16 protein-coding genes and 1 pseudogene are annotated in these 21,231 nt (G+C 70.3%); 10 read left to right on the top strand and 7 right to left on the bottom strand.

Annotated features, from left to right (window positions below; genetic code table 11):
- Positions 1-13 precede the first annotated feature (13 nt).
- Positions 14-1,528, bottom strand: coding sequence for a PAS domain S-box protein (locus IPJ59_RS19805; protein WP_293272889.1), 1,515 nt, complete (start codon positions 1,526-1,528; stop codon positions 14-16).
- Positions 1,525-4,827: a PAS domain S-box protein gene (locus tag IPJ59_RS19800; protein WP_293273040.1), complete on the bottom strand. Its 3,303-nt coding sequence runs from the start codon at positions 4,825-4,827 to the stop codon at positions 1,525-1,527. Before IPJ59_RS19800 ends, IPJ59_RS19805 begins: the two co-directional genes overlap by 4 nt.
- Before the next feature lie 485 nt (positions 4,828-5,312).
- Here IPJ59_RS19800 and IPJ59_RS19795 point away from each other — a divergent pair, with 485 nt between their 5' ends.
- From IPJ59_RS19795 to IPJ59_RS19775, 5 genes are all read left to right on the top strand, one after another.
- Positions 5,313-6,842 (top strand): response regulator, encoded by a 1,530-nt coding sequence (locus IPJ59_RS19795; RefSeq protein WP_293272888.1) that lies wholly within the window; start codon positions 5,313-5,315, stop codon positions 6,840-6,842.
- 34 nt (positions 6,843-6,876) lie between these two features.
- On the top strand, positions 6,877-7,254 hold the full coding sequence (locus tag IPJ59_RS19790) for a roadblock/LC7 domain-containing protein (protein WP_293258005.1): 378 nt from the start codon (positions 6,877-6,879) through the stop codon (positions 7,252-7,254).
- A 125-nt stretch (positions 7,255-7,379) separates the two neighbouring features.
- On the top strand, positions 7,380-7,742 hold the full coding sequence (locus IPJ59_RS19785; protein ID WP_293258003.1) for a hypothetical protein: 363 nt from the start codon (positions 7,380-7,382) through the stop codon (positions 7,740-7,742).
- 7 nt (positions 7,743-7,749) lie between these two features.
- Positions 7,750-8,289, top strand: a complete 540-nt coding sequence (locus IPJ59_RS19780; RefSeq protein WP_293258001.1) for a protoglobin domain-containing protein — start codon at positions 7,750-7,752, stop codon at positions 8,287-8,289.
- Positions 8,290-8,389: 100 nt separating this feature from the next.
- A complete protein-coding gene (locus IPJ59_RS19775; protein ID WP_293272887.1) occupies positions 8,390-12,460 on the top strand; it encodes a sacsin N-terminal ATP-binding-like domain-containing protein in 4,071 nt (1,356 codons plus the stop codon).
- Between the two features lie 29 nt (positions 12,461-12,489).
- On the opposite strand, the pseudogene IPJ59_RS37960 reads toward IPJ59_RS19775, so the two are convergent.
- Positions 12,490-12,585 (bottom strand): annotated as a pseudogene (locus IPJ59_RS37960) (DUF3494 domain-containing protein); the annotation flags it as partial.
- A gap of 905 nt (positions 12,586-13,490) precedes the next feature.
- On the opposite strand from IPJ59_RS37960, the gene IPJ59_RS19765 reads away from it, so the two are divergent.
- From IPJ59_RS19765 to IPJ59_RS19755, 3 genes are read left to right on the top strand one after another with little or no spacing between them, the layout of a single operon-like run.
- On the top strand, positions 13,491-14,552 hold the full coding sequence (locus tag IPJ59_RS19765) for a LuxR C-terminal-related transcriptional regulator (RefSeq protein ID WP_293272885.1): 1,062 nt from the start codon (positions 13,491-13,493) through the stop codon (positions 14,550-14,552).
- 12 nt (positions 14,553-14,564) lie between these two features.
- Positions 14,565-16,697 (top strand): CHAT domain-containing protein, encoded by a 2,133-nt coding sequence (locus tag IPJ59_RS19760; protein WP_293272884.1) that lies wholly within the window; start codon positions 14,565-14,567, stop codon positions 16,695-16,697.
- Positions 16,681-17,277: an ATP-binding protein gene (locus IPJ59_RS19755; RefSeq protein ID WP_366524643.1), complete on the top strand. Its 597-nt coding sequence runs from the start codon at positions 16,681-16,683 to the stop codon at positions 17,275-17,277. Before IPJ59_RS19760 ends, IPJ59_RS19755 begins: the two co-directional genes overlap by 17 nt.
- 404 nt (positions 17,278-17,681) lie before the next feature.
- On the opposite strand, the gene IPJ59_RS19750 is transcribed toward IPJ59_RS19755, so the two are convergent.
- Positions 17,682-17,849, bottom strand: coding sequence for a hypothetical protein (locus IPJ59_RS19750; RefSeq protein ID WP_293257988.1), 168 nt, complete (start codon positions 17,847-17,849; stop codon positions 17,682-17,684).
- A gap of 259 nt (positions 17,850-18,108) precedes the next feature.
- Between IPJ59_RS19750 and IPJ59_RS19745 the strand changes: the two genes are divergently transcribed.
- Positions 18,109-18,363, top strand: a complete 255-nt coding sequence (locus IPJ59_RS19745; protein WP_293272882.1) for a hypothetical protein — start codon at positions 18,109-18,111, stop codon at positions 18,361-18,363.
- On the opposite strand, the gene IPJ59_RS19740 is transcribed toward IPJ59_RS19745, so the two are convergent.
- From IPJ59_RS19740 to IPJ59_RS19730, 3 genes are all read right to left on the bottom strand, one after another.
- Positions 18,360-18,980: a hypothetical protein gene (locus tag IPJ59_RS19740; RefSeq protein WP_293257985.1), complete on the bottom strand. Its 621-nt coding sequence runs from the start codon at positions 18,978-18,980 to the stop codon at positions 18,360-18,362. The two genes, IPJ59_RS19745 and IPJ59_RS19740, sit on opposite strands and share 4 nt — an antisense overlap.
- A 94-nt stretch (positions 18,981-19,074) precedes the next feature.
- Entirely contained in the window at positions 19,075-19,692 is a 618-nt protein-coding gene (locus tag IPJ59_RS19735; protein ID WP_293257983.1) for an ATP-binding protein, read from the bottom strand.
- Between the two features lie 463 nt (positions 19,693-20,155).
- The gene (locus tag IPJ59_RS19730; protein WP_293272881.1) at positions 20,156-20,323 is read right to left on the bottom strand and encodes a hypothetical protein; all 168 of its coding nucleotides are present in this window, start codon (positions 20,321-20,323) and stop codon (positions 20,156-20,158) included.
- A gap of 259 nt (positions 20,324-20,582) precedes the next feature.
- Here IPJ59_RS19730 and IPJ59_RS19725 point away from each other — a divergent pair, with 259 nt between their 5' ends.
- Positions 20,583-21,218 (top strand): hypothetical protein, encoded by a 636-nt coding sequence (locus tag IPJ59_RS19725; RefSeq protein ID WP_293272880.1) that lies wholly within the window; start codon positions 20,583-20,585, stop codon positions 21,216-21,218.
- Positions 21,219-21,231: the final 13 nt, after the last annotated feature.

Genomic DNA, 21,231 nt, shown 5'->3' with positions numbered 1-21,231 from the left:
GGCCTCCGGGCGATCACGCCGATATGGCCGACGATCGCACCAGTGGAATCAACGAGCGGTGAGGCGACATACGCCTCGGCGCTGTGCTGACGCAGGAATGGGTCGCCGGGAAGGTCCGCCGGACGCCGTCCGGGATCACCACCGCGCGGCGCGCGAGCATATGCTCGCAGGCGGTGCCGGGCAGTTCGTACTCGGTGGCGGGGGCCTCGTTGCCGTCGACGCCGAGGCCCACGGTGCGGACCTTGGCGGGCGACCCTGGCTGGAGGATTCCGACGAAGCCGACCTCCGCGCCGACGATCTCCGCGAGTTGCACCGCGACCTCGTTGCAGAACGCGGCGCCGCTCAGCAGCGCCAGGCCCGTCGATAGCACCTCCATGACGGCGCGGAGCTGGGCTTGCTCGGTGACATCACGGACCATCGATCGAAAGTGGGTGGTCATCCCGCGCCCGTCCCGGATCCTGCGCCCGAAGATCTCGACCGTGATCCGCTCGCCGCCCTGCTTGACCCACCGGGTGTTGGGGGCCGCGAGGGTATCCGCGCCCTCGTTGTCCGCGAGCAGTCGCTGCCGATCCTCCGGCGCGGCGTAGAAGTGCAGCACGTTGGTGCCGATCAGCTCGGCCGCCGAGTCGTGGCCGAGCATGCGCGCGAAGGCGGGGTTGGCGGCCTCGATGGTGCCGTCGATGCGGGTCTGGACGATGCCCTCGATGGCGTCCTCGAACAGGCGGCGATAGCGTTCCTCGCTCTCGCGCAGGGCGTCCTCGGCGGTCTTGCGCGTGGTGATGTCCGTGATCGTCCCGATGCTGCCGACGACGTCTCCGTGCGCGTCGCGCAGCGGCGCGGACTGGCCGAGCACGTGGACCTCCGGTCCGCCCGCGGCGAGGAAGCGAAACTCCATGCGAAAGGGGCGTCGCTCGCGGGTCGCAAGGCGCCACTGCGTGAGCACTGCGTGGCGATCCTCGGGGTGGATGGTGTCGAGCCAGCCGAGGCCGAGCGCCCGCTCCGGCGCGACGCCTGCGATCGTGCAATAGGTCGGGTTGGCGAACACGCAGGTGCCGTCGACGTCGGTGCGAAAGACGCCGACCGGGGCGGTCAGGGCGAGCCCCTCGTAGAGCTGCTGGCTCGCGTGAAGCGCCTGGTACGCGTCCTGAAGCCGGCGCTTCGCGCGTTGATGCGACACCGCCATCTCGATGCTGGCGTGCAGCACCTCGGGCAGGAAGGGCTTCACGACGTAGGCGAAGCCCTCGGTGGCGACCGCGCGCTCGGTGAGCATGGGGTCGGCGTACGCGGTGACGAAGACCACGGGCACGTCGATGACCGCGCGCAGCTGCTCGGCGACGTCGATCCCGTTCATCCCGGGGCCCAGGTTGATGTCCATGAGCACGGCATCCGGGCGGAGCGCGAGGATCTCGCGGAGCGCCGTCCTGGCGTTGGCCGCGTGGCCACAGACCTCGTAGCCGAGGCAGCGCAGCTGGTCCTGAATCTCGAGCGCGACGATGGCTTCGTCCTCGACCACAAACAACTTCGTCATGATGGTATCCGTATATCGTTATGGGATGATTGGTGGGCCGCCTCGTCGGCCGCGGCCACCGCGAAGGAGACGCGGACGTGGGCCCCGTGGTCGGTGGTGGCCGACACGGTGCCGTCGAGCTGGACGACCAGCGTGCGGACGAGCTCCCAGCCGAAGGAGGTCGCGGCGCGCAGGTCGAAGCCGTCCGGGAAGCCGACGCCGTCGTCGTCGACACTGAGCACGATGCGGCCGTCCTGCGCCCGCACGCTCACGCTCGCCGTGCCGGTGCGTGCGCCGGGATACGCGTACTTGAGCACGTTGGTCACGAGCTCGCACATGAGCATGCCGCTCGGTAAGGCGAGCTCGATGGGCAGGCGCACGTCGTCGCTGGTGACTTCGATGCGAATGCCATCATTGGGCGGGAAGGAGCGGGCGAGGTCGGTGATCAGGGCCTTCAGGTAGTCGCCGAAGTCGACGCGCGCGACGTCCCGGCTCTGGTAGAGCCGCTCGTGCACGAGGGTCATGGCGAAGATGCGGCGACGGAGCTCGGCGAAGGCGGCGCGGCCCTCCGGCGTCGGCACGCGCTTGTTCTGGAAGTACAGCAGGCTCGAGACCATCTGCAGGTTGTTCTTCACGCGGTGGTGGATCTCCCGCAGCAGGGTCTCCTTCTCGCGCAGGGACGAGGCGACCAGCAGCTCGGCGGTCTTGCGGTCGTCGATGTCCGTGTGGGTCCCGAGCAGCCGCAGCGGCCGGCCGTCGGCGGCGCGCTCGACGACCTTGCCGTTGGCGAGGATCCACTTCCAGGCGCCGCTCTTCGTCCGCGCCCGCAGCTCGGCCTGGAACTTCGCCGTCTCGCCGGCGAGGCACGCCTTGAAGGCGGCCACGACCCGCTCCAGGTCGGACGGGTGGATGTTGGCCACGCTGTCGGTGGCGGTCCGGTCGCGCAGGCCGTCGGTCGCGAAGCCGAGCATCTCGGCGTAGCCCGGGCTGTACTCGGCGGTCATGGTCTCGAGGTCCAGATCCCAGGTGCTCTGCCCGGAGGCCTCGAGGGCCAGCTGTAGCCGCTCCGTGCTCTCCTGCAACGATTGTTGCGCCTCGACGACATTCGTGACGTCGAGGACCAGGGAGACGACGCCGCTCCGGCCGCTCGCGTCGGGGAGCGGCACGTGGGTGACGTCGAACCAGCGTGAGCGAGATTGCAGCTGGACCGTGACGAGCTCGCCGGCGAGGGCGCGGCGCAGCCGGTCCGTGTAGTCGGGTCGATCCGCGTACAGCTCGAAGGCCGAGCGACCGAGGAGTTCGCCGGGACGCAGTCCCAGCACATTGAGTATGCTCCCCTCCATCAGGGTGAAGCGGCCCTCGGGGTCGAGGGCGAACAGCGCCATCGGTGCCGCGTCCATGGCGGCCCGGAGCAGGTTGTCGCGCTGCAGCAGCGCGTCCTGGGCGCGCCGGTGCTCGGTCACGTCCTTGAGGGTCAGGAGATACCACTCGATCTCGCCGGCGGCGTCGAGGATCGGCACCATGGCGAGGTCCCAGTAGGTGGTCCCCCACTCCGGGTGCGCCGGGAATTCGAAGGGGCGTTCGGACCGGCGGTAGATCTGCTTGCTCTGGCGGTAGGGCGCAATCTCCTCGGAGAAGGGCGACGGGAACACCGCGAAGTGGTTCTTGCCGATGAGGTCGGCGACCTCCATCTGGCAGGCGCGGGCGTAGGAGTCGCTGACGCGGACGAAGTTGTAGTCCCGGTCGAGGATCACGATGTTATCGATCGAATGGTGGAAGAGCAGCTCCAGCATGCGCGATTGCTCGGCGATCTGCCTCTCCGCGGCCACCTTCGTGGTGATGTCGAAGACCAGCGAGAAGTAGCCGACGACCACGCCGTGGTCGTCGAGGTCGGGCAGCAAGTTGACGGAATACTCGATCGGAGGCGCACCCGGAGCCGAGTGGGATTCAACGTAGGATTGGCGGTGCCCTGCGAGTACGCCTGCGATCCTGTCCCGGTGGCGTGCGTAGCTCTCCTCGCCGATGATCTCGCGCACCGTTCGGCCGATGGTCGAGTCGGGCGAGGGCCCCACGGCCTGGGCGTGGACGCGGTTGACGAAGCGGTAGCGCTGATGCCTGTCGACGTAGGTGAACGCGATCGGCAGGTTGTCGGCGATCACCCGGAGCTCGTTCTCCTTGGCCCGGCGGGCTTGATCTGCGCGCACGCGGTCGCTGACGTCGCGGGCGAGGAGGATGAAGCGCGAGGCCCCTGGCGAGGTCTTGCGCGCCACGGAGGGCTCGTACCAGCGTGCCCCGTCGGACATCTCGAGGCGATAGGCGCGGCCGAGGGCGTGACCCTCGCGGGCGGCCTCGCGGACCGCGGCGAGGCAGGCGTCGGCGGCGTCGGTCGGGAGCACGTCGTGGAAGGTGCGCCCCAGGAAGCGCTCGGGCGGGACCGCGAGCATGCTCGGGTGCGGGGCGTGGTAGTCGAAGAGGCGGCCGTCTTCATCGACCTCGAACATGAGGTCCGGCAGCGCCTTGAGCGTGGCGTCGAGCATGTCTCGCGCGCGTCGCTGGGCCTCCTCGACCTGCTTGCGCTCGGTGATGTCCTGGTTTGTGCCCGCCAGCTTGACGGGCAGGCCGCGCTCGTCGAGGGTCACCCTGGCTCTGCCGTGGAGGATCCGGACCTCGCCGTCCGGTCGGACGATGCGATACTCGTGATCACACTCGCCGGAGGCGATCGCGGTCCGGAACTCCCGCTCGAATCGGGCGCGATCGTCCGGATGGATCGTGGCGAGGAAGCGCTCCTGGCTGAGGGCGGTCCCGGGGGCGAGGCCGTGGATTTGGTATTGCTGCTCGGACCACCAGTTCGCGCCGCTCTGCAGGTCGAGCTCCCACGAGCCGAGGTGGGCGATCCGCTGCGCCTCGGCCAGGCGCTGCTCGCTGGTCCGCAGGGCCTCCCGGGCCGCCTGACGCTCCGTCACGTCCTGGCCGATGGCGAGGATGCAGGTGGCGCGTCCCTCGTCGTCGTGGAGGTGCTCGTCGGTCCACTTGATCTGCCGCTCCTCGCCGGTGCGGGTGACGATCGGGTTCACGTGGCCCCGCACGTGCTCACCGCCGCAGCTGCGGTCGAGGAGCGTCCGGATCAGTGCGTGGTCCCGCGGGGGTAAGAAGGCGTCGATCCAGTCCTTGCCGCGGACTTCATCCAGGCGGTATCCGGTCAGGCGCTCGAAGAATGGGTTGACATACTCAATCCGACCCTGGAGGTCGAGGACGAGGATCACCACCGGCGCGTCCTGCAGGACCCGGAGCGCGAAAACGGAGCAATCGAGGGGGTCCATTGGCACCGGACTGCCTTCTATCACGAAATCATACCGGGGATCGACGGGGGGGGGGCGACGGGTGCGACAACAGGGCCTGAAGACTCCGAGATGATTCCGATTCATCGACGGTCATGAATCTGACGTCAGGACATATATGTTTTGCCTTTGCGGGCTGCGCAGGGCTGCTCGCGGCCCACACTGTCCCACCTTGTCCGCGATCGCTTGTCGCGCACCGGCATTTACATTTGACCGTCATCCAGATGCCGACCGTCGCGGGCGCTGTCGCTCTCCACTCACTGCAAGAAGTTTGAAATGGACGTCCCGGTCAGTGGGAATATAGTCGGACTGAAGTCACATCGCTCGCATTAATTTCGCGACGCTGCTGCACCGACATCGTAGGAGTGCGCCGCGGCGCGCGGCTCTCTGCGCGCCGTTGCGGCCAGCCATAAATCACCGTAGTTATGCGGATGGATCACCACATCGAACATAAGCACGTATTGTTCGTGGACGACGATCCGGCGTCGCGGCGGCTCGTGGCGAAGATGCTGCGGAGCGGCGTGCCCGGGGTGCGGGTGACCTGCGCGGGCGACGGCTCACAGGCGCTCGATGTCCTCGGGCGCGAGCAGGTGGACCTCCTTATTACGGATCTGGCGATGCCGGTGGTCGACGGGATCGAGTTGCTGGTCCAGGTGGCGCGCCGACGGCTCGTGATCCCGCTGCTCGTGGTGACCGGGCACGGCTCGCCCGCGGCCGAGACGCGCGCCCTCTCGGGCGGTGCGATCGAGTACTTCGAGAAGCCGCTGCGGGCCGAGCCCTTCATCGCGTGCATCCTGAACCTGCTGCGCGCCGGCTCGCAGGGCTCGCAGCTGGACGTCGTGTCGCTGGCGGGGATCGTCCGCATCATCAGCATGGAGCGGAAGACCTGCGCGCTGCGTGTGACCTCGGACGGGGCGCTCGGCGTGCTGGTCTTCGCGTCGGGCGAGCTCGTCGACGCCCGCGAGGGCGAGCTCTGCGGCTTGCCTGCGGCTTTGGCGATCCTCGCCCGGCTCGACGCCTCGATCACCCTCGATATCCACGCTCGTGCCCGCACGCGGACGATCCACGCGAGCGTCACGGAGGTGCTGCGACAGGCGAGTGGCCGGGGCAATGTGGGCGAGGAGGTGTTCTTGAGCTCGCCTACCACGGGGTCGTCAGCGGCGGCGACGGGGGGGCCGCGCAGCCTGCCCGAGCTGCCGCCGGACTTCGCGGCGCGCCCGGGCCCGTCACGCGAGCACCCCGCGTCGGGCCCCGCCGTGGCACCGACCGCGCCGCGTCAGCCGATCGTCATGCCGGCGCCGATGCCTCCGCCGGCGGCGACGCGCCCGGTCATCGCGCCGCCGCGCCCGGTGGTGGGCTTTACGCCAGAGCGAGCGCATGCGGTCGCCGCTGCGCCGGAGCTGCCGCCCCCGCCGCGCCTGCCGTTGCGCTCGCCGCCGCTGGTCTCGCGACCCGGGACGCCGCCGCCAGTGCCGACGCCTCCGCGGGTCAGCGCAGTGCCCCGGGTTCCGTCGCCACCGCCGCCGGCCGCGGCCCCGCCGCGGGTGGTCGCGCCGCCGCCGACGGCGAGCGTGGCGACCGAGCCCGCGACGCTGGATACGGCGGTCCCTGCCGCGCCGCAGGTGCTGGTGACGCCGACGCAGGTCGCGTCACCGGCGGCGAGCGAGGCCCCGGCGCCCGCGGTGGCGCTGGTCGTCGATGCGCCTCCGGCCGCGGCCGCCGTCGCGTCGCCGCCGGAGACCGCGATCGTGCCCGCCCCGGAGCAGGCCGTGGTGCCGGCGTCGCCGGTGGTCCCGGCCGGCGACGATCTGCTGCCGGGCAGCGACTACTTCGAGCTCGTGGACCACGCGCGCGACCTCCTGCGCGTGGCGGAGTTCGACGTCGCCGAGCGGCTGCTGCGGCGGGCGCTGCAGCTGCGGCCAGGCGACCGCGTGGTCCAACAGAATTTGCGGGTGCTGGCCAAGCGACGCGGCTCCCGGCCGGAGATCAACCATTGATGGTACGCGGCTCGCCGCGAGGAAGAATGTGCACATGGCAAACAGTCGTTCCGAACAGATCAGCAAGCTCCTGAAGACCCTCTCCACGACCACGCCCGACATCGAGGCGGCGGCGGTCGTCGACAACGATGGCCTCATGATCGCCTCGGCGCTACCGGGCGATGTCGAGGACGATCGCGTCGCGGCGATGAGCGCGGCGCTCCTCGGCATGAGCGAGCGGATCGTCCGCGAGCTCGGCCGCGGCAGCTTCTCGCTGGCGATGCTGCGCGGCTCGGGGGGCTACACGATCCTCACGCGCTGCGGGGCAGAGGCGGTGCTGGCGGTGCTGGCCACCGACTCGGCCAAGCTCGGCCTCATCTTCCTCGATGTCTCGCGCGCCGCGAAGGACGTCGGTCGCCTGCTCGGCGGTTGAGGCAGGCAGGGGGCGTGGCGAGCATTCGTGGGCTGAAATTGGGATCGCAGGGATCCGACCGCTCGAGGCTCCTCGACCCGCCAGCGCCTGGCGCCGCGGCGCAGATCACCGCGAGCCTCCGCGCCATGAACGCGGCGGGCGGCTATCCGATGTCGCTCGTGTGCACCGATCGGGGGTTGCTGATCGCCTCCGAGGGTGAACTTGTCCGCTCCGAGGTCCTCGCGGGCCTCACCAGTCTATTCGACGATATCGCCGTGCGCGCCGCCCGGGACCTCGGGCTCGCGGATATCGACGAACTTTCCCTGTCCGACGCGCGCGTCGGTCGCCTGGTCGTGCGTCCCCTGACGCGCGACCACAACCCGAGATTGTTCCTGGTCGTGCAGGTGCCGCGGCACCGCTCATGGCGCAGGAACACCGCCATCGTCGCCCGCGGCCTGCTCGCGATCCTTCGCCCGCTGCTGACGGCGACCACTCCAGCGAAAGAATAGAGGGACCATGAACGAGACAAACGCGGTTTTTCAGGAGATCAAGACATTCATCGGCTTCACCGACGTCGACGTCGCCGCCCTTCAGGCCATCGCGCCGATCTTCGCGGCCCACGGGGCCGCGATCACCGACCTGTTCTACGTCAAGCTCGAGCGCGACCCGGAGCAGAGCAAGCTCATCGAGGGCCGGGTCGAAGCGCTCAAGCGCACCCACAACCGCTGGATGGCGGAGCTGTTCGCCGGCGAATACGGCGAGGCCTACTTCAACGATCGCTGGCGGATCGGCCTCGCCCACGTGCGCGTGGGGGTCAAGCCGTGGTGGGTCGAGGCGGTGACCAGCTTCCTGCGCACCGAGGGGCTCGGCCTGCTCACCAACGAGATCAGCGATCCGGCCCAGCGGACCCGCAGCGTGCAGGCGCTGGTCAAGATCCTCGACATCGACCTGATGATCATCAACCTGGCGTACTCACAGGAGACCATCGACCGGCTCAGCCAATTCACCGGCATGAGCCGCAAGCTGATCGAGCGCTGCGTCCAGCTGAAGAAGTGAGATGAATTGGCCGGCCCGCGGCGTCGCGGGCCGGCGGGTGCGCGTGATGACAGCGACCAGGGCGTTCGGCGATCGGCCGCGCGCCGGCAGGAGGTCAATCGTGGAGCCCTGGAACCCCATCGTCGGCGAGCGCTTCGGCCAGGAGGAGCGGCTCACGGTCCGCCTGCGCGGCCTCATTCGTGCCTATCCACGCAGCGTCGGGATCGTCAAGGAGTTCCTGCAGAACGCCGACGACGCGGGCGCGACCCTGCTGCGGGTGATCTGGGACGAGCGCGAGCACCCGCGCGAGCTGCTACCCGATCCGCGGCTGGCGACCTTGCAGGGGCCGGCGCTGCTGCTGGTCAACGATCAGGTGTTTCGCCCGGCCGACCTCGACGCGATCCGCCGCATCGGCGAGAGCTCGAAGTCCGCGCTCGGGCCCAAGACCGGGCGCTTCGGGCTCGGCTTCAACACGGCATACAACGTCAGCGATCATCCGAGCTTCGTCTCGGGCCGGCACGCGGTGGCCTTCGACCCGCACGGCCGCAGCGTCGGCGGCGAGGGGGAGGGCAGCGGCCGCCGCTGGGAGCTCGCCGACCTGTGGCAGTTCGCGCCGGACTGGCTGCAAGCGTTCTCCGCGGCGGGGCTGGTGGCGGGCGCGCCGGAGCATCCGGCGACGGTCTTCCGCCTGCCGGCCCGCGACGCGGCCCAGGCCAGCAGCAGCGAGATCTGCGACGAGCCCTTCGAGCGCGAGCACTTCGAGCAGATGCTGCACGACCTGACCGAGTGCGGCGATGAGCTGCTGCTGTTCGCGCGCAACGTCCTCGATCTGTACGTCGAGCGGGTCGACGCCGCGGGCGTGCACCACGAGCTGCTGCGGATCTCGACCCTCGAGCGTGAGGCGCTGCTCGCTCACCGGGCGCTCGGCAACGCGGCGGTGGAGGGCGACATCGCCGACAACCTCGCGGCCTGGCGGATCTCCGCCGACGAGCTGACGCAGACCAGCTACCGCCATACTCTCGAGCTCCGCACGCCGCGGCGCTGCGAGCAGCGCCCGTGGCAGATCGCGGCGGGCCTGTTCGTGGACGCGGTGGGCGAGCTCCTGGGCCTCAACGAGGTGATGTTGCGTCTGCACGAGAAGGCGATCCCGTGGGCAGGCGCGGCGATCCGCCTCGAGGTCCGCGAGGACGGCAGCGTCGTGGTCGCCAACCAGCGCGGCAAGCTGTTCTGCACCTTCCCGCTGGCGGACCAGCCCGAGGGGTTGCCGCTGCACTTCAACGCCTGCTTCGACCTCGACTCGTCGCGGCGGCAGCTGTCGATCGACGAGGCGGTCTACGCCGAGGCCGATCAGGTGCGGGTCGCCTGGAACCGGGCGCTGCTGCGGCACGCGCTGCCGCAAGCGGCCGCGCTGGCGATCGCGGCGCTGGTGCCCGAGGTCGCCGCGGCGAACCTCGGCCGCTTCTATGCCCTGTGGCCCGACCTCACCCGCGGGGAGGCGCAATGGCGGGACTTGCACGCGGGCCTGGTGGCGCGATTGGCCGAGCTGCCGCTGATCCGCACGCGCGCGGGGCACGAGCTGGGGTGGGGGACGCTGCTGACCAGCCGCCTGCCGCCGCCGCTGTTCGGGCCGGACCTGCAGGAGGCGCTGCGCGACGACGGGCTGCGCCTGCCCGACCCCGACCTGCCGGGGCGGATGGTCCGCGGCGCCGAGACGGCGGGGGTCCTGACGCGGCGCTATCGACCGGCCGAGCTGCGTGAGTGGCTGCGCTGCGAGGCGCCGCTCGGGGTGCCGCTGCCCGAGGCGCCGCGGGCCTGCCTGCGCGAGCGCTCGCACATCGTCGACCTGCTGCAGTTCTGCGTCTCGGACCGCAAGGACGACATCGCCGGGCTGCCGCTGGCGCTGACCTGCGACGAGCGGGTGCGGACCTTCGGCGCCGCCGGCGAGCTGTTCCTCGCCGACGACACGACGCGGCGGATCTTCGCCGACCAGGCGGCGTGGTTCATCGAGCCGGCGGTGCAGCTGCACACGCGCCTGCAGCCGTGCGAGGCGGCGCAGCTGCGCGAGATGGCGGCGGCGCAGGTCGTCGCGCGGTTGACGGACAGGCTGTCCCTAAAGCCAGGTGAGACGCTGGCGTGGCAGCCGGACGGCGAGGCGCCGCCGAACGCGGCGTGGCTGGCCGTGGTGCTGCGCTACCTCGCGGAGCGCGTGCCAGCCAGCCACGACGCGGCGCTCGCGACCCTGGCCTTGTTCCCCGATCCGGAGGGCCAGCTGCACTGCGCGGCCGGGGGGCAGCTGCTGATCCCCGGCGAGGACCTCGAGCGCGGGCTGCAGGCCGCGCTCGCGGCGATCGGGGTCCACCTGGTGGCCGGCGGTTACGAGGTCGTGGATGCGGTGCGCGCCTTTCATGCCCGCCACCCGGGGCCGATCGCGGCGCTCAGCGGGCCGAGCCTGGCGCTCCGGCTGCTCGGCGTCGGCGAGGCGCTCGCGCGCCTGGCGGGCGGCGCCAGCGAGCGCGCCGCGCTGCTCGACTACCTCGCGGCGCCGCGCTGGCTCGACCGCTATGGCACAGCAGAGCGGGCCGTCCTGCGCGAGCTACCGCTGCTGCGCACGCTCGAGGGCGGGGTGGCCTGCGCCGCGACGCCGGGGGTGTTTCTGCCGGGCGGCTTTCGTCCGCCGGCCGTGCTCGAGGTCGAAGTGCTGCTCGTCGACGCCGGCCCCGGCGGTCGCTGGCGGGCGTTCATCGCGCTGCTCGGGGTCCCCGAGATGGCCCCAGCGCACTACCTCGGCGCCGTGTTGATCCCGGCCTTCGCCGGGCTCGCGCCGGAGCTGCAGCGGGCCGCGCTGATGTGGCTGCGTGACGAGGTCGAGCTCCGCAGCCTCGACCCCGAGCTCGCCGCGCTGCTGCGACGCACGCCGCTGGTCCGCGCCCGCGACGGCGAGCTGTACCCGGCCGCCGAGCTGCACGCGGCCGACGATCAGGCCGGGCTCGCGCGCCAGGCCGCGAGCCCCGACATGGAATTCTATCGCGGCGACGCGGCCCGCTGGCGGGCGCTGTTTGTGTGGCTCGGGCTCGGCGAGGACCCGCCGCCGGCGCTGCTGCTGCGCGAGCTCGACGCGCTGCTCGAGCTGCACACCGCGGACCGCGAGGCCGCGCGGACGCAGCTGCTCGCCCTGTTCGTGCATGTGCATCGCCGGCTCGACGCGCTCCGCGGGGCCGACGCGGAGCTGCTGACGGCGGGGCTGCGCTCGCGGGCGTGGTTGCCGGCCCAGGTCACGCCGCCGCGGGAGGTCGCCGGCTTCGTCGCCGCGAGCGATCGCCTGTACCGCCCCGACGAGCTGTACCCGCCGGAGAGCCTCGAGCTGATCGCCAGCCAGGGCCCTGTGTTCGCCGCGCCGATCGATCGCCTGGGCCCGGGTCCGTGCGCCGCGCTCGGCTTTCGCCCGGTGAGCAGCGCCGCGATCGTGGCCCACCTCGAGCTGCTCGCCCGGCGCTGGACCGACGACGATCACGGCGGCCTCCGTCCGGCCAGCGTCGGCGTAGCGACGGCGGCGATCTACGCGGCGCTCGGCGATCCTGCCCGCGAGCTGTCCGCCGAGCTGCAGGCCGCGCTGGCGACCCGGGCCTGCATCTGGGATCCGGCGCGCCTGCGCTTCTGGCTGCCCGCGCATGCCTTCGCGGCGTCGGTCTCCGATCTGTTCGGCGAGCTGCGTGGGCAGGTGCCCGGCGACAGCGACGAGCAGCGCCGCGGGCTGGCGCGCCTCGGTCGCCGCGAGAGCCCGGACGCCGGTGACATCGTCGCGGCGCTCGCGGGCGTGCGCGACGCGGGCCGCGGACGCCCGCTCGGGGAGGCCGACCTGGCGCTGGTGCTGCGGCTGCTCCGGCGACTGCAAGACCTCGAGCTGCCGGACGAGGTGCGGGCGCGCTTGCTCGTGCCGACGAGCGCCGGCCAGCTGCGCCGCGCGGACGAGGTCCGGGTCGACGACGCCCCGTGGTACTCGGCCCGCGTCCCGGCCGACGCCCTCGCCTTCGTGCACCCGCGGGTGGGCGTCGAGCTGGTCGATCGCCTCGGCCTGCAGCGTCTGTCGAGCGCCACGCGCGAGGAGCTCGCGGAGCGTCCGGCGCTGTCGGGCGACGCCGACCGGCAGCACTTCTGCCGCCAGCTGACGACCACGATCCACGATCCAGCGTAGTCGGCCGCGTAGACCTTCCCGGTGACCTGCGTCGAGAGCGAGAAGACATTCGTGGGATCGAGGATCAGGGTGAAGCCCGTGATCGCGGTCGCGGCGGCCGGACTGACGCCGATATCTCCGGTCACGGCCGAGTTCGGCACCGTCGAGATCCCAGATTTACCGAGGATCACGAAGTTGCCCGCCGTGCCGAGGTTCACCGGGACCCCGGGCTCCTCGATCATGCCGGTGGTCCCGGTCGATGAGCTGTCACCGCCGGTCGAGCTGTCACCGCCGGTCGAGCTGTCACTGCCGGTCGAGCTGTCGCCGCCGGTCGAGCCGCCAGTCGAGCCGCCGGTCCCCTGCACGCTCCCCGTCGAGCTCTCGCCGTGCGACGCCCCGCTCATGCTGACGCCGCCGCTGATGTCGCTGCTGGCCGTGTCGCTCCCCTCGGTCGCGCTGTTGGCCTCCGTCGGGGTCTCACCGCCGGTGGCGCTCTCGCCGTCGGTACCGCTGTCGGTCGCGCCGCCGCTGTCCGTCGCGGTCGCGGCTCCGCCCGATCCGCAGGCCGCGGACAGCAAGGTTGATGAAAGCAGCATCGCCGCGAACTGAGCGATGTGGGGAGTACAATGAGCCATGAGGACCTTTCGTCGAGCGATATTCTATGGATGCGCCAAGAACGGCGGCGCATCGCCGCGTCACGCGAATGCGTGATCATCGGGCCTGGATATCACTGCGTCAAGGTCGCCGCGGTAACGCCGCCGCGGTGCCCTCACGCCGGATCGGTCCAATTACGAGATCTCAGACCCTGAAGCGACAGAAAATCGAGCCGGGCCTCGCTGTCGCTCGCGCCTCGACCGACTGCCCGATCACAGCACGCCGCCGCAGAGCCAACCTGGCGTCGGCGAAGGCGCGCGAAAATACTGTGATAGATCGACCGACGCCGTGGCACAAACCCGGTTGAGAGGTATCGAGCGGTTCATCGCCGCCTCGGATGCGTGTCGTGGATCCGGCCGGAGCCTCGCGGCCGATCTTGGCCAGTTGGGATAACAAAATGCTAGCAATCGCCGAACATTTCGACCATGACGGCTCCATCGATCCGATCGAGGCGCTGTCCCGGCGCCAGCTCGAGGTGCTCGAGCTGCTGGCCAAGGGCCTTACCAACGACGAGCTCGCCGGGATCCTCAAGATCTCCCCGACGACCGTCCGCACCCACATCACCGCGATCCTCGCCCGCCTTGACCTGACCAATCGAACCGAGGCCGCGACCGCGTATGTCGCCTGGAAGGCCGGGGCCCGGCCAAGCACCAGCCTTCGCCGCCGCCCGGCGATCGCCGTCTTGCCGCCCGTCGCGTTCGCCGAGGACCCGCGCACCCGCGCGGTCGCAACGGCGATCGGACACGACATCTCGGCCCTGTTCTCCCGTCGGTGCTGGTTCCCGGTGATCGCCCAGTCCGCGACCGCCCACGGCCCCGCCGCCACCTTCTTGCTGGAGTCCACGCTGCGCGGGTCGTCCCGGTGGCGGCTGTCCGTCTGCATCAACGCCGCGGCGACCGGTCACTGCCTGTGGACGGCCTGCCACGATATCGCCGAGGACCCGCTGTTCGCCGGCCAGGACGCGGTCTGCGAGGCGGTCGTCGCCGCGGCCTACCCCGTGCTCATCGCCCACACCGAGGCCGGCCTGCGCCGCGTCTCCGATCGCCGCGAGCTCCAAACCTGGGAGCTCGCCCTCGAGGGCATGCGGCTATACGGGACCCGCGTGGCGGACGCCAACACCGCGGCACGGTCGTGCTTCCGGGCGGCGATCGAGCGCGAGCCGGACCTCGTGCTCGCCCACTACGGCCTCGGCCTGACATGCCACGCCGACCTGCTCCATCAGTGGCGGCCCCGCGAGGACGCGCTCGGTGACCTCCGGGTCAGCGCCGAGCGCTGCGTCGCCCTCGCACCGCACTCCGCCGAGGGCCACTACCTGTTCGGCTGTTACTTCCTGACGCTCGGCGACGCCGGACCGGCGACGCGTTCGCTCGAGGCGGCGATCCGCCACGACCCGAGCTTCACCGCCGCGACCCTCCTGTTATCGCAGACGCTGAAGAGTCCGGGCGCTCCGAGGCTGTGAACGGTCACTGAAATGGACGCCAAATACTATACCCTGAGCATCTCGATCCACCGGATCTCGGAGACCTACTTGGTCGAGCTGTCGCACAGCGATCCCGACAGCCAGGCGCAGATAGCTCCGGTGCGGGGCGCGGCGGGCTTCGATCCTGCCGCGTTGCTGGGGCTCGAGGCGTCGCAGGAGCAGTATGGCAAGGCGCTGGCCCGGCAGTTATTCGCCGACAGGGAGGTGGCGGAGCGCTTCGTCCAGGTCGAGACGGCGGCCCAGGCGTCCAGCAGCTTTCTCCGGATCCTCGTAGGTATTGACCCCTCGGCGCAGGAGCTCCAGGGGCTGCGCTGGGAGCTGCTGCGACACCCGCAGTCGGGAGCGGCGCTCGGCACATCCGAGACGGTGCTGCTGTCGCGCTTCATGGTCGCCCGTGACTGGCGGCCGGTGAAGCTGCGGGCCCGCAGCGAGCTGACGGCGCTCATCGCCGTCTCGGCTCCGGCGCCGGACAAGCTGCAGCGCATGGCGCTCGCGCCGGTCGACTTTGAGGGCGAGGTGGGGCGCATCCGCACGGCGCTCGCGGGCGTCGAGCTTCGCACCCTTGGTGGCCCCGGCTCGCCCTTCACCCTCGATCGGCTGCTCACCGAGCTGCGGCGCGGTATCGACATTCTCTATCTGGTCAGTCACGGTGTATTCCCGCGTGGCACGGGGACCCCGGCGTTGATCCTGCAGGACGCCGCGGGCGAGGTGGCCGTGGTCAAGGGTGACGATCTGGCGCTGCGGATCGGCGAGCTGCAACGCGGGCCGCGACTCGTGGTGCTGGCCTCGTGTCAGAGCGCGGGCGATGGACAGCAGATCGCAGCGGGCCAGCGCGGCACGGCGCAGGCCTCGCTCGCGGGGCGTCTGGCCGACGCAGGGGTACCCGGGGTGATCGCGATGCAGGGCCTGATCACGATGGCGACGGTGGAGAAGATGATGCCGGCGTTCTTCAGCGAACTGCTGCGCGACGGGCAGATCGACCGCGCCCTGGCGGTGGCGCGCGGCAAGGTCCGTGAGCGCAGCGACGCGTGGATGCCGGCCCTGTACACCCGGTTGACCGCGGGTCGGCTGTGGTACACGCCGGGCTTTCGCGGCGAGAAGAGCAAGGAGGTGTGGCGGCGTCTGCTCAAGCCGGTCGCCAAGGGGAAGGTGGTGCCGATCGTCGGCCCGCGCCTGCTCGAGACGGCCTGCGGGACCTCGCACGAGATCGCTACGCGGCTGGCGGGGGCCCACCATTATCCGCTGGCGACGCACGAATGGGACGACCTGCCGCGCGTGACCGAATATATGAGCGTCAAGGAGTCGCGCTTCAACGTGATCCAGGCGTATCAGGATCAGCTGCTCCACGACCTGATCGAACAGCACCGCGGCTGGCTGCCGCCAGGAGAGATCCCGCCGGCGAACAAGAAGCCCAAGCTGGGCAAGTTGCTGGCGCTGGTCGGTGACCACCTGCGCGCGAGCACGACCGACCCCCATCGCATCCTGGCCGAGCTCGGCGCCTCGGTGTACGTGACCACCAACTTCGACCCGCTGCTCGAGCGCGCGCTCAAGGCCCGTGAGCGCGCGCCGCAGCAGGTGCTGACGCGCTGGCGCTATCAGCGGACGCCGCTCGGCGCCGACGAGGAGAGCCTCGCCGTACCCACCGTCAAGGCGCCGCTCGTGTATCACGTGTTCGGCGCGTTCGGGGCCCATACGGATGAGGGCCTGGTGCTCACCGAGAACGACTATTTCGATTATCTCATCACGACCTCGTCGGCCAAACTCATGCCGGCCGAGGTCGAGAGCGCGCTGGTCGACAACTCGCTGCTGTTCCTGGGCTTTCGCCTCACGGACTGGCACTTCCGGGTGCTGTTTCGCCTGATGATGAGCCTGCCGGGGCGTGAGCGGCTCAAGCAATACTGCCACGTGGCGGTGCAGCTCGACCCTGACATGCAGACGATGGCCGACGTCGAGGGGGCGAAGGTCTATCTCGCGGAGTACCTCGGAAAGGAGGCGAACATCGACATCTTCTGGGGCAGCTCCGAGGAGTTCCTGACGGCGCTGCGCGACGAGCTGGCCGCCGCCGGGGACCTGGACGCGGAGGACAGCGCGCCGAAGGAGAACGACCATGAGTGGGATTTCTGAGCGCAACCCCTTCGTCGGTCCGCGCCCGATCGAGCAGGGCGAGCCGCTGTATGGGCGAGATGTCGAGGTCCGGGAGTTGTACAATCGGCTGCAGGCGCGGCGGATCGTCGTGCTGCACTCGCCGTCGGGGGCGGGCAAGAGCTCGCTCGTGCAGGCGGGGCTGATCCCGCGGCTCGTCGCGGGGGGCTATGATGTTTGGAAGGCGATCCGCGTCAACCTCGACCCGGGCGATCTGGATGATATTCCGGAGGGCACCAATCGATTTCTATTGAGCGCGATGATCAGCCTCGAGGACGAGCTGCCCGAGGCCAACCGGCGCAGCCCGGCCGCGCTGGCGAGGATCGAATTTCTCGACTATTTGGAAAAACGACCGCGCCGCAAAGGCCGCGGTGGCCAGCCCGTGGTGCTGATCTTCGATCAATTCGAGGAGGTGCTCACGATGGCGCCGCTGGCGGTGGAGGCGAAGCGGGCGTTCTTCGCGGCGGTGGGAAAGGTGCTTGAGGGCGAGAAATACTGGGCCTTGTTCCTCGTCCGCGAGGACCACCTGGCCGCGTTCGCGTCACATCGATCGAGAGCCTGATCGATGCGGCTTGTCGACGCGTTGTCCGGAACATGACCACGGAAGAGTGGGCCCATTTCATGGCCGATGAGCCCTACCGCGAGACCTGTCCCGGCCGACATTGACCCCGTCGTCACACGACGTGGCTCGAGTGCGGCCAGTGCAGGTTGGTCAGCATGGCGCCCACGAGCTTGAACCGGTAGGCTGCCGGGCCCCGATCGGACGGCGGTGATACCGGTGCGGCCAAGAGTCCAGGCATGGAGGACGGTCTTGAGCCGCGGCGCTGGACCGCGAACATCTGGCTGACGTGAACGAGGCCTTGGGTTGCCCAGAATCGTGAGCCGGAGCACGAGATACGCGGCCGACCGGGCCCGTGGGTCCGGCGAAGGGCGTGCGGGGCCGAGCGCGACGCACGGGGCGCGCGGTCAGCAGGGGAACAGCAGGGCTTGACCCGGAGGATGGGGCCGAAGTGGTCGCGGCGGAGCTCGGGCGCCGTGGAGGATTCGGGCGATGTCGTCGGGGTCGCGGACGACGTCGAGGACGCGCATCCGCCCGCCGCACTTGCGGCAGACGGTCACGTCGACGGCGAACACTCGAGCGAGCAGATTGGCCCAGCCGAGACGGCGCGGGCTCGCCGCGTCGTCCTGTTCTGCCCCATATGCACCAGCGACGAGTATCTGATCTACGAGTGGGAGGACACGCTTTGGGCCGAGGGCCCCTGCTCGTGGTCGGCGCCTTCGTGGCCCGGCCTTGAGGAGCGCGAAGGTATTGCAGGTGATGTGCGCCGGCGACTTCGCCTGCCGCCCCTGAGACTGCCGCCCCTGACCCGGGCCGCGATATCCTATGGCCGCCATGATCACGGACGAGAAGGACCTGCTCGCTGCCCTCGCCGTCGCCAACGCCCGGCGGCGCAGCTCGGTCATCACGCTGCTCGTGGTGAACGGCCTGCTCGTGCTCGGCCTGGCGATCTTCTTCCTCGCGCCGGAGCTGCGCTGCGAGCCCGACCTCGGCCCGCCGGCGCCCGTGCCGGTCGACCCGCGCGACCTCCCCTTCGCGCCGACCACCGAGCTCGCGCTCGTCCCGGGCGCTCGGCGATCAGCATCCTAGAACGTCACGCCGATGAGGAGGCGGAAGTCGAGGTACAGGTTCGGGGTCATCAGCCCCGTGTGGCGACCCGGCGGTTGGATGAGGAGGCGAGCCTCTCCGCCGAGGAGGATCCTGCCGAGGAGCAATCGCTGGGCGCCACCACCGACAGCACCGTGCATGCTGACCCGGTCGCCGCCGGTGAAAGCTTCGATGTAGGCGGATTGGGCCATCAAGTCGAGGGCGAGGTCTATCGTGCCGTAGCCGAAGTTCTTCGCGTTGCCGCCGCCGAGTCGAAGCCGCGGGCCGAGTCGCAGCCAGTGGGCGATCGCCGGAGTGGCGTGGGCGCGTGCGGAGAATGGGGTGTGCTCGAAGAACCCTCCGGCCTGCAGCTTGATGCGTCCATCCATGGAGTGGAAGCCTGCTTCCACGCCCCAGGAATACATGGGGATGGGCGTGTTCAAGTAGAGGGTGAGGACGCCCGGTGAGACGATGGCGTATCCCCGCGGATTCCTGCGTGCGGCGGTCGCGGCGGAGCCAGCCTCGGCAAACGTGGGGCCTGACCCCGGAGCCGTCACGGACTCGGCGACGACCATCGGGTTTACGCCGAGGAGTGCGGACAGGGCGATGATCGTAAACATAGGAGCGCTCCGGTCACGTCCAGAGCAATTTGCGGGCCATCCCAAGATCACAGGTTGGTCATGCCCGGGGCCGTCGGTGTTTCAAGCCTCGATATCATCGTCCCGTGTCGCCAGCGGCGCGCAGCGAGCGATATCCGCCACGAATCGGCAATTGTGCCCGTGGAAGACCACCAGGGCCGTTCCGCACTCCGAGAAGACCTCGCAGACGCCGTAGCGACCGGACCCTCCTCGTGCGAGGGCGCTCGCCCGCCCCAGTACCCAGGGCCGTTGAGCGCACACCAACAGGAGGGATGTCGAGGAAGCGGGCGTAGCGGACGAGGCGGCCGGCGATGCAGGCGCGCAGAGCGATGGCGCCGAGGATGTGGCTCTTGCCGGTGCCGGGCTTGCCGGTGATGACGAGGTCCTGCTTGCGGGCGAGGAAGCCGAGGCCGGCGAGTTCCTCGACGACGCTGCGGTCGAGGCTCGGCTGGAAGTGCCAGTCGAAGGCCGCGAGGGTGTGGCAGACAGTTATGCCGCTGTCGTGGATCCTGCGCTCGCAGCAGCGCTCGCGGCGGATGCCGGCGGCGTGGCCGAGCACGCGCACGAGGATCTGGGTGTGCGAGGGATGATGACCAGCGGGTAGGCCATCGACGCCAGCGTCGCGCCGGTCAGATCGATACCCCAGGTCGACTGAAACGCCGGAGGATCGCGGTGTAGCGAGAATGTCTCGCATCCGGACCACAGGGTCGACGCACGCCGTGCGTGCGCGTGCACGGCGTGCGCGCCGGGTCGGCGGCAGTCGCCAGCGGCCTGTCCTGGACCCGCCCGCTATCGTCTACCTATGCGGATCTCAACACGGCGCGCCGCGGCGGAGCTCGGGCGCCGTGGAGGATTCGGGCGATGTCGTCGGGGTCGCGGACGACGTCGAGGACGCGCATCCGCCCGCCGCACTTGCGGCAGACGGTCCGGCGAGGTCGAGGTCGAGGGGGAGTTGCTGCCCAGGCGCGGGGACCCGAGACGGAGGGAGGATGCGAGCACGAAGGTGGTGGCGATTTGCGAACACACCGAAGTACCTGACGTGAACGAGGCGTTGGGTTGCCCAGAATCGTGAGCCGGAGCACGAGATACGCGGCCGACCGGGCCCGTGGGTCCGGCGAAGGGCGTGCGGGGCCGAGCGCGACGCACGGGGCGCGCGGTCAGCAGGGGAACAGCAGGGCTTGACCCGGAGGATGGGGCCGAGGTGGTCGCGGCGGAGCTCGGGCGCCGTGGAGGATTCGGGCGATGTCGTCGGGGTCGCGGACGACGTCGAGGACGCGCATCCGCCCGCCGCACTTGCGGCAGACGGTCACGTCGACGGCGAACACTCGAGCGAGCAGATTGGCCCAGCCGAGACGGCGCGGGCTCGCCGCGTCGTCCTGTTCTGCCCCATATGCACCAACGACGAGTATCTGATCTACGAGTGGGAGGACACGCTTTGGGCCGAGGGCCCCTGCTCGTGGTCGGCGCCTTCGTGGCCCGGCCTTGAGGAGCGCGAAGGTATTGCAGGTGATGTGCGCCGGCGACTTCGCCTGCCGCCCCTGAGACTGCCGCCCCTGACCCGGGCCGCGATATGCTATGGCCGCCATGATCACGGACGAGAAGGACCTGCTCGCTGCCCTCGCCGTCGCCAACGCCCGGCGGCGCAGCTCGGTCATCACGCTGCTCGTGGTGAACGGCCTGCTCGTGCTCGGCCTGGCGATCTTCTTCCTCGCGCCGGAGCTGCGCTGCGAGCCCGACCTCGGCCCGCCGGCGCCCGTGCCGGTCGACCCGCGCGACCTCCCCTTCGCGCCGACCACCGAGCTCGCGCTCGTCCCGGACCCCGGCAAGATCATCGGCATCAACTTCAAGGACCGCGGCTTCTACATCGCCCCGCGGCCCGATGGCGCCGGCTGGTACTACTTCAGCCTGACCCCGCCGTGGGAGGTCGCGCCCGACTACCGCGATCGGCTGCTGCAGCGCCTCGCGCACCTGCCCGCGGCCGCGATCGCCGATGTCTACTCGCCGACCCCGTTCGCCACGAAGATCACCCTCGAAGGCGCGGACGACCTCGACCTCTATCTCGGCGACATGAAACCCGAGCCGGACACCAGGCCCGTGTTCCTGCGCTTCGCCGACATGCGCCTCTATCTCATCAGCGCCGCCGACGCGCGCCTGCTCTACCCGACCAGCGAGACGGTGCTCGGCCCGACGCCGAAGCAGGTCGAACGACCCACGCCCTGACCTCCCCCGCGGC

The sequence above is a fragment of the Nannocystis sp. genome, from assembly GCF_016714285.1.
Taxonomy (GTDB): Bacteria; Myxococcota_A; Polyangia; order Nannocystales; family Nannocystaceae; genus Nannocystis.
Note: the sequence above shows the minus strand (reverse complement) of the source record. Positions and strands in the feature narration are given on the sequence as shown.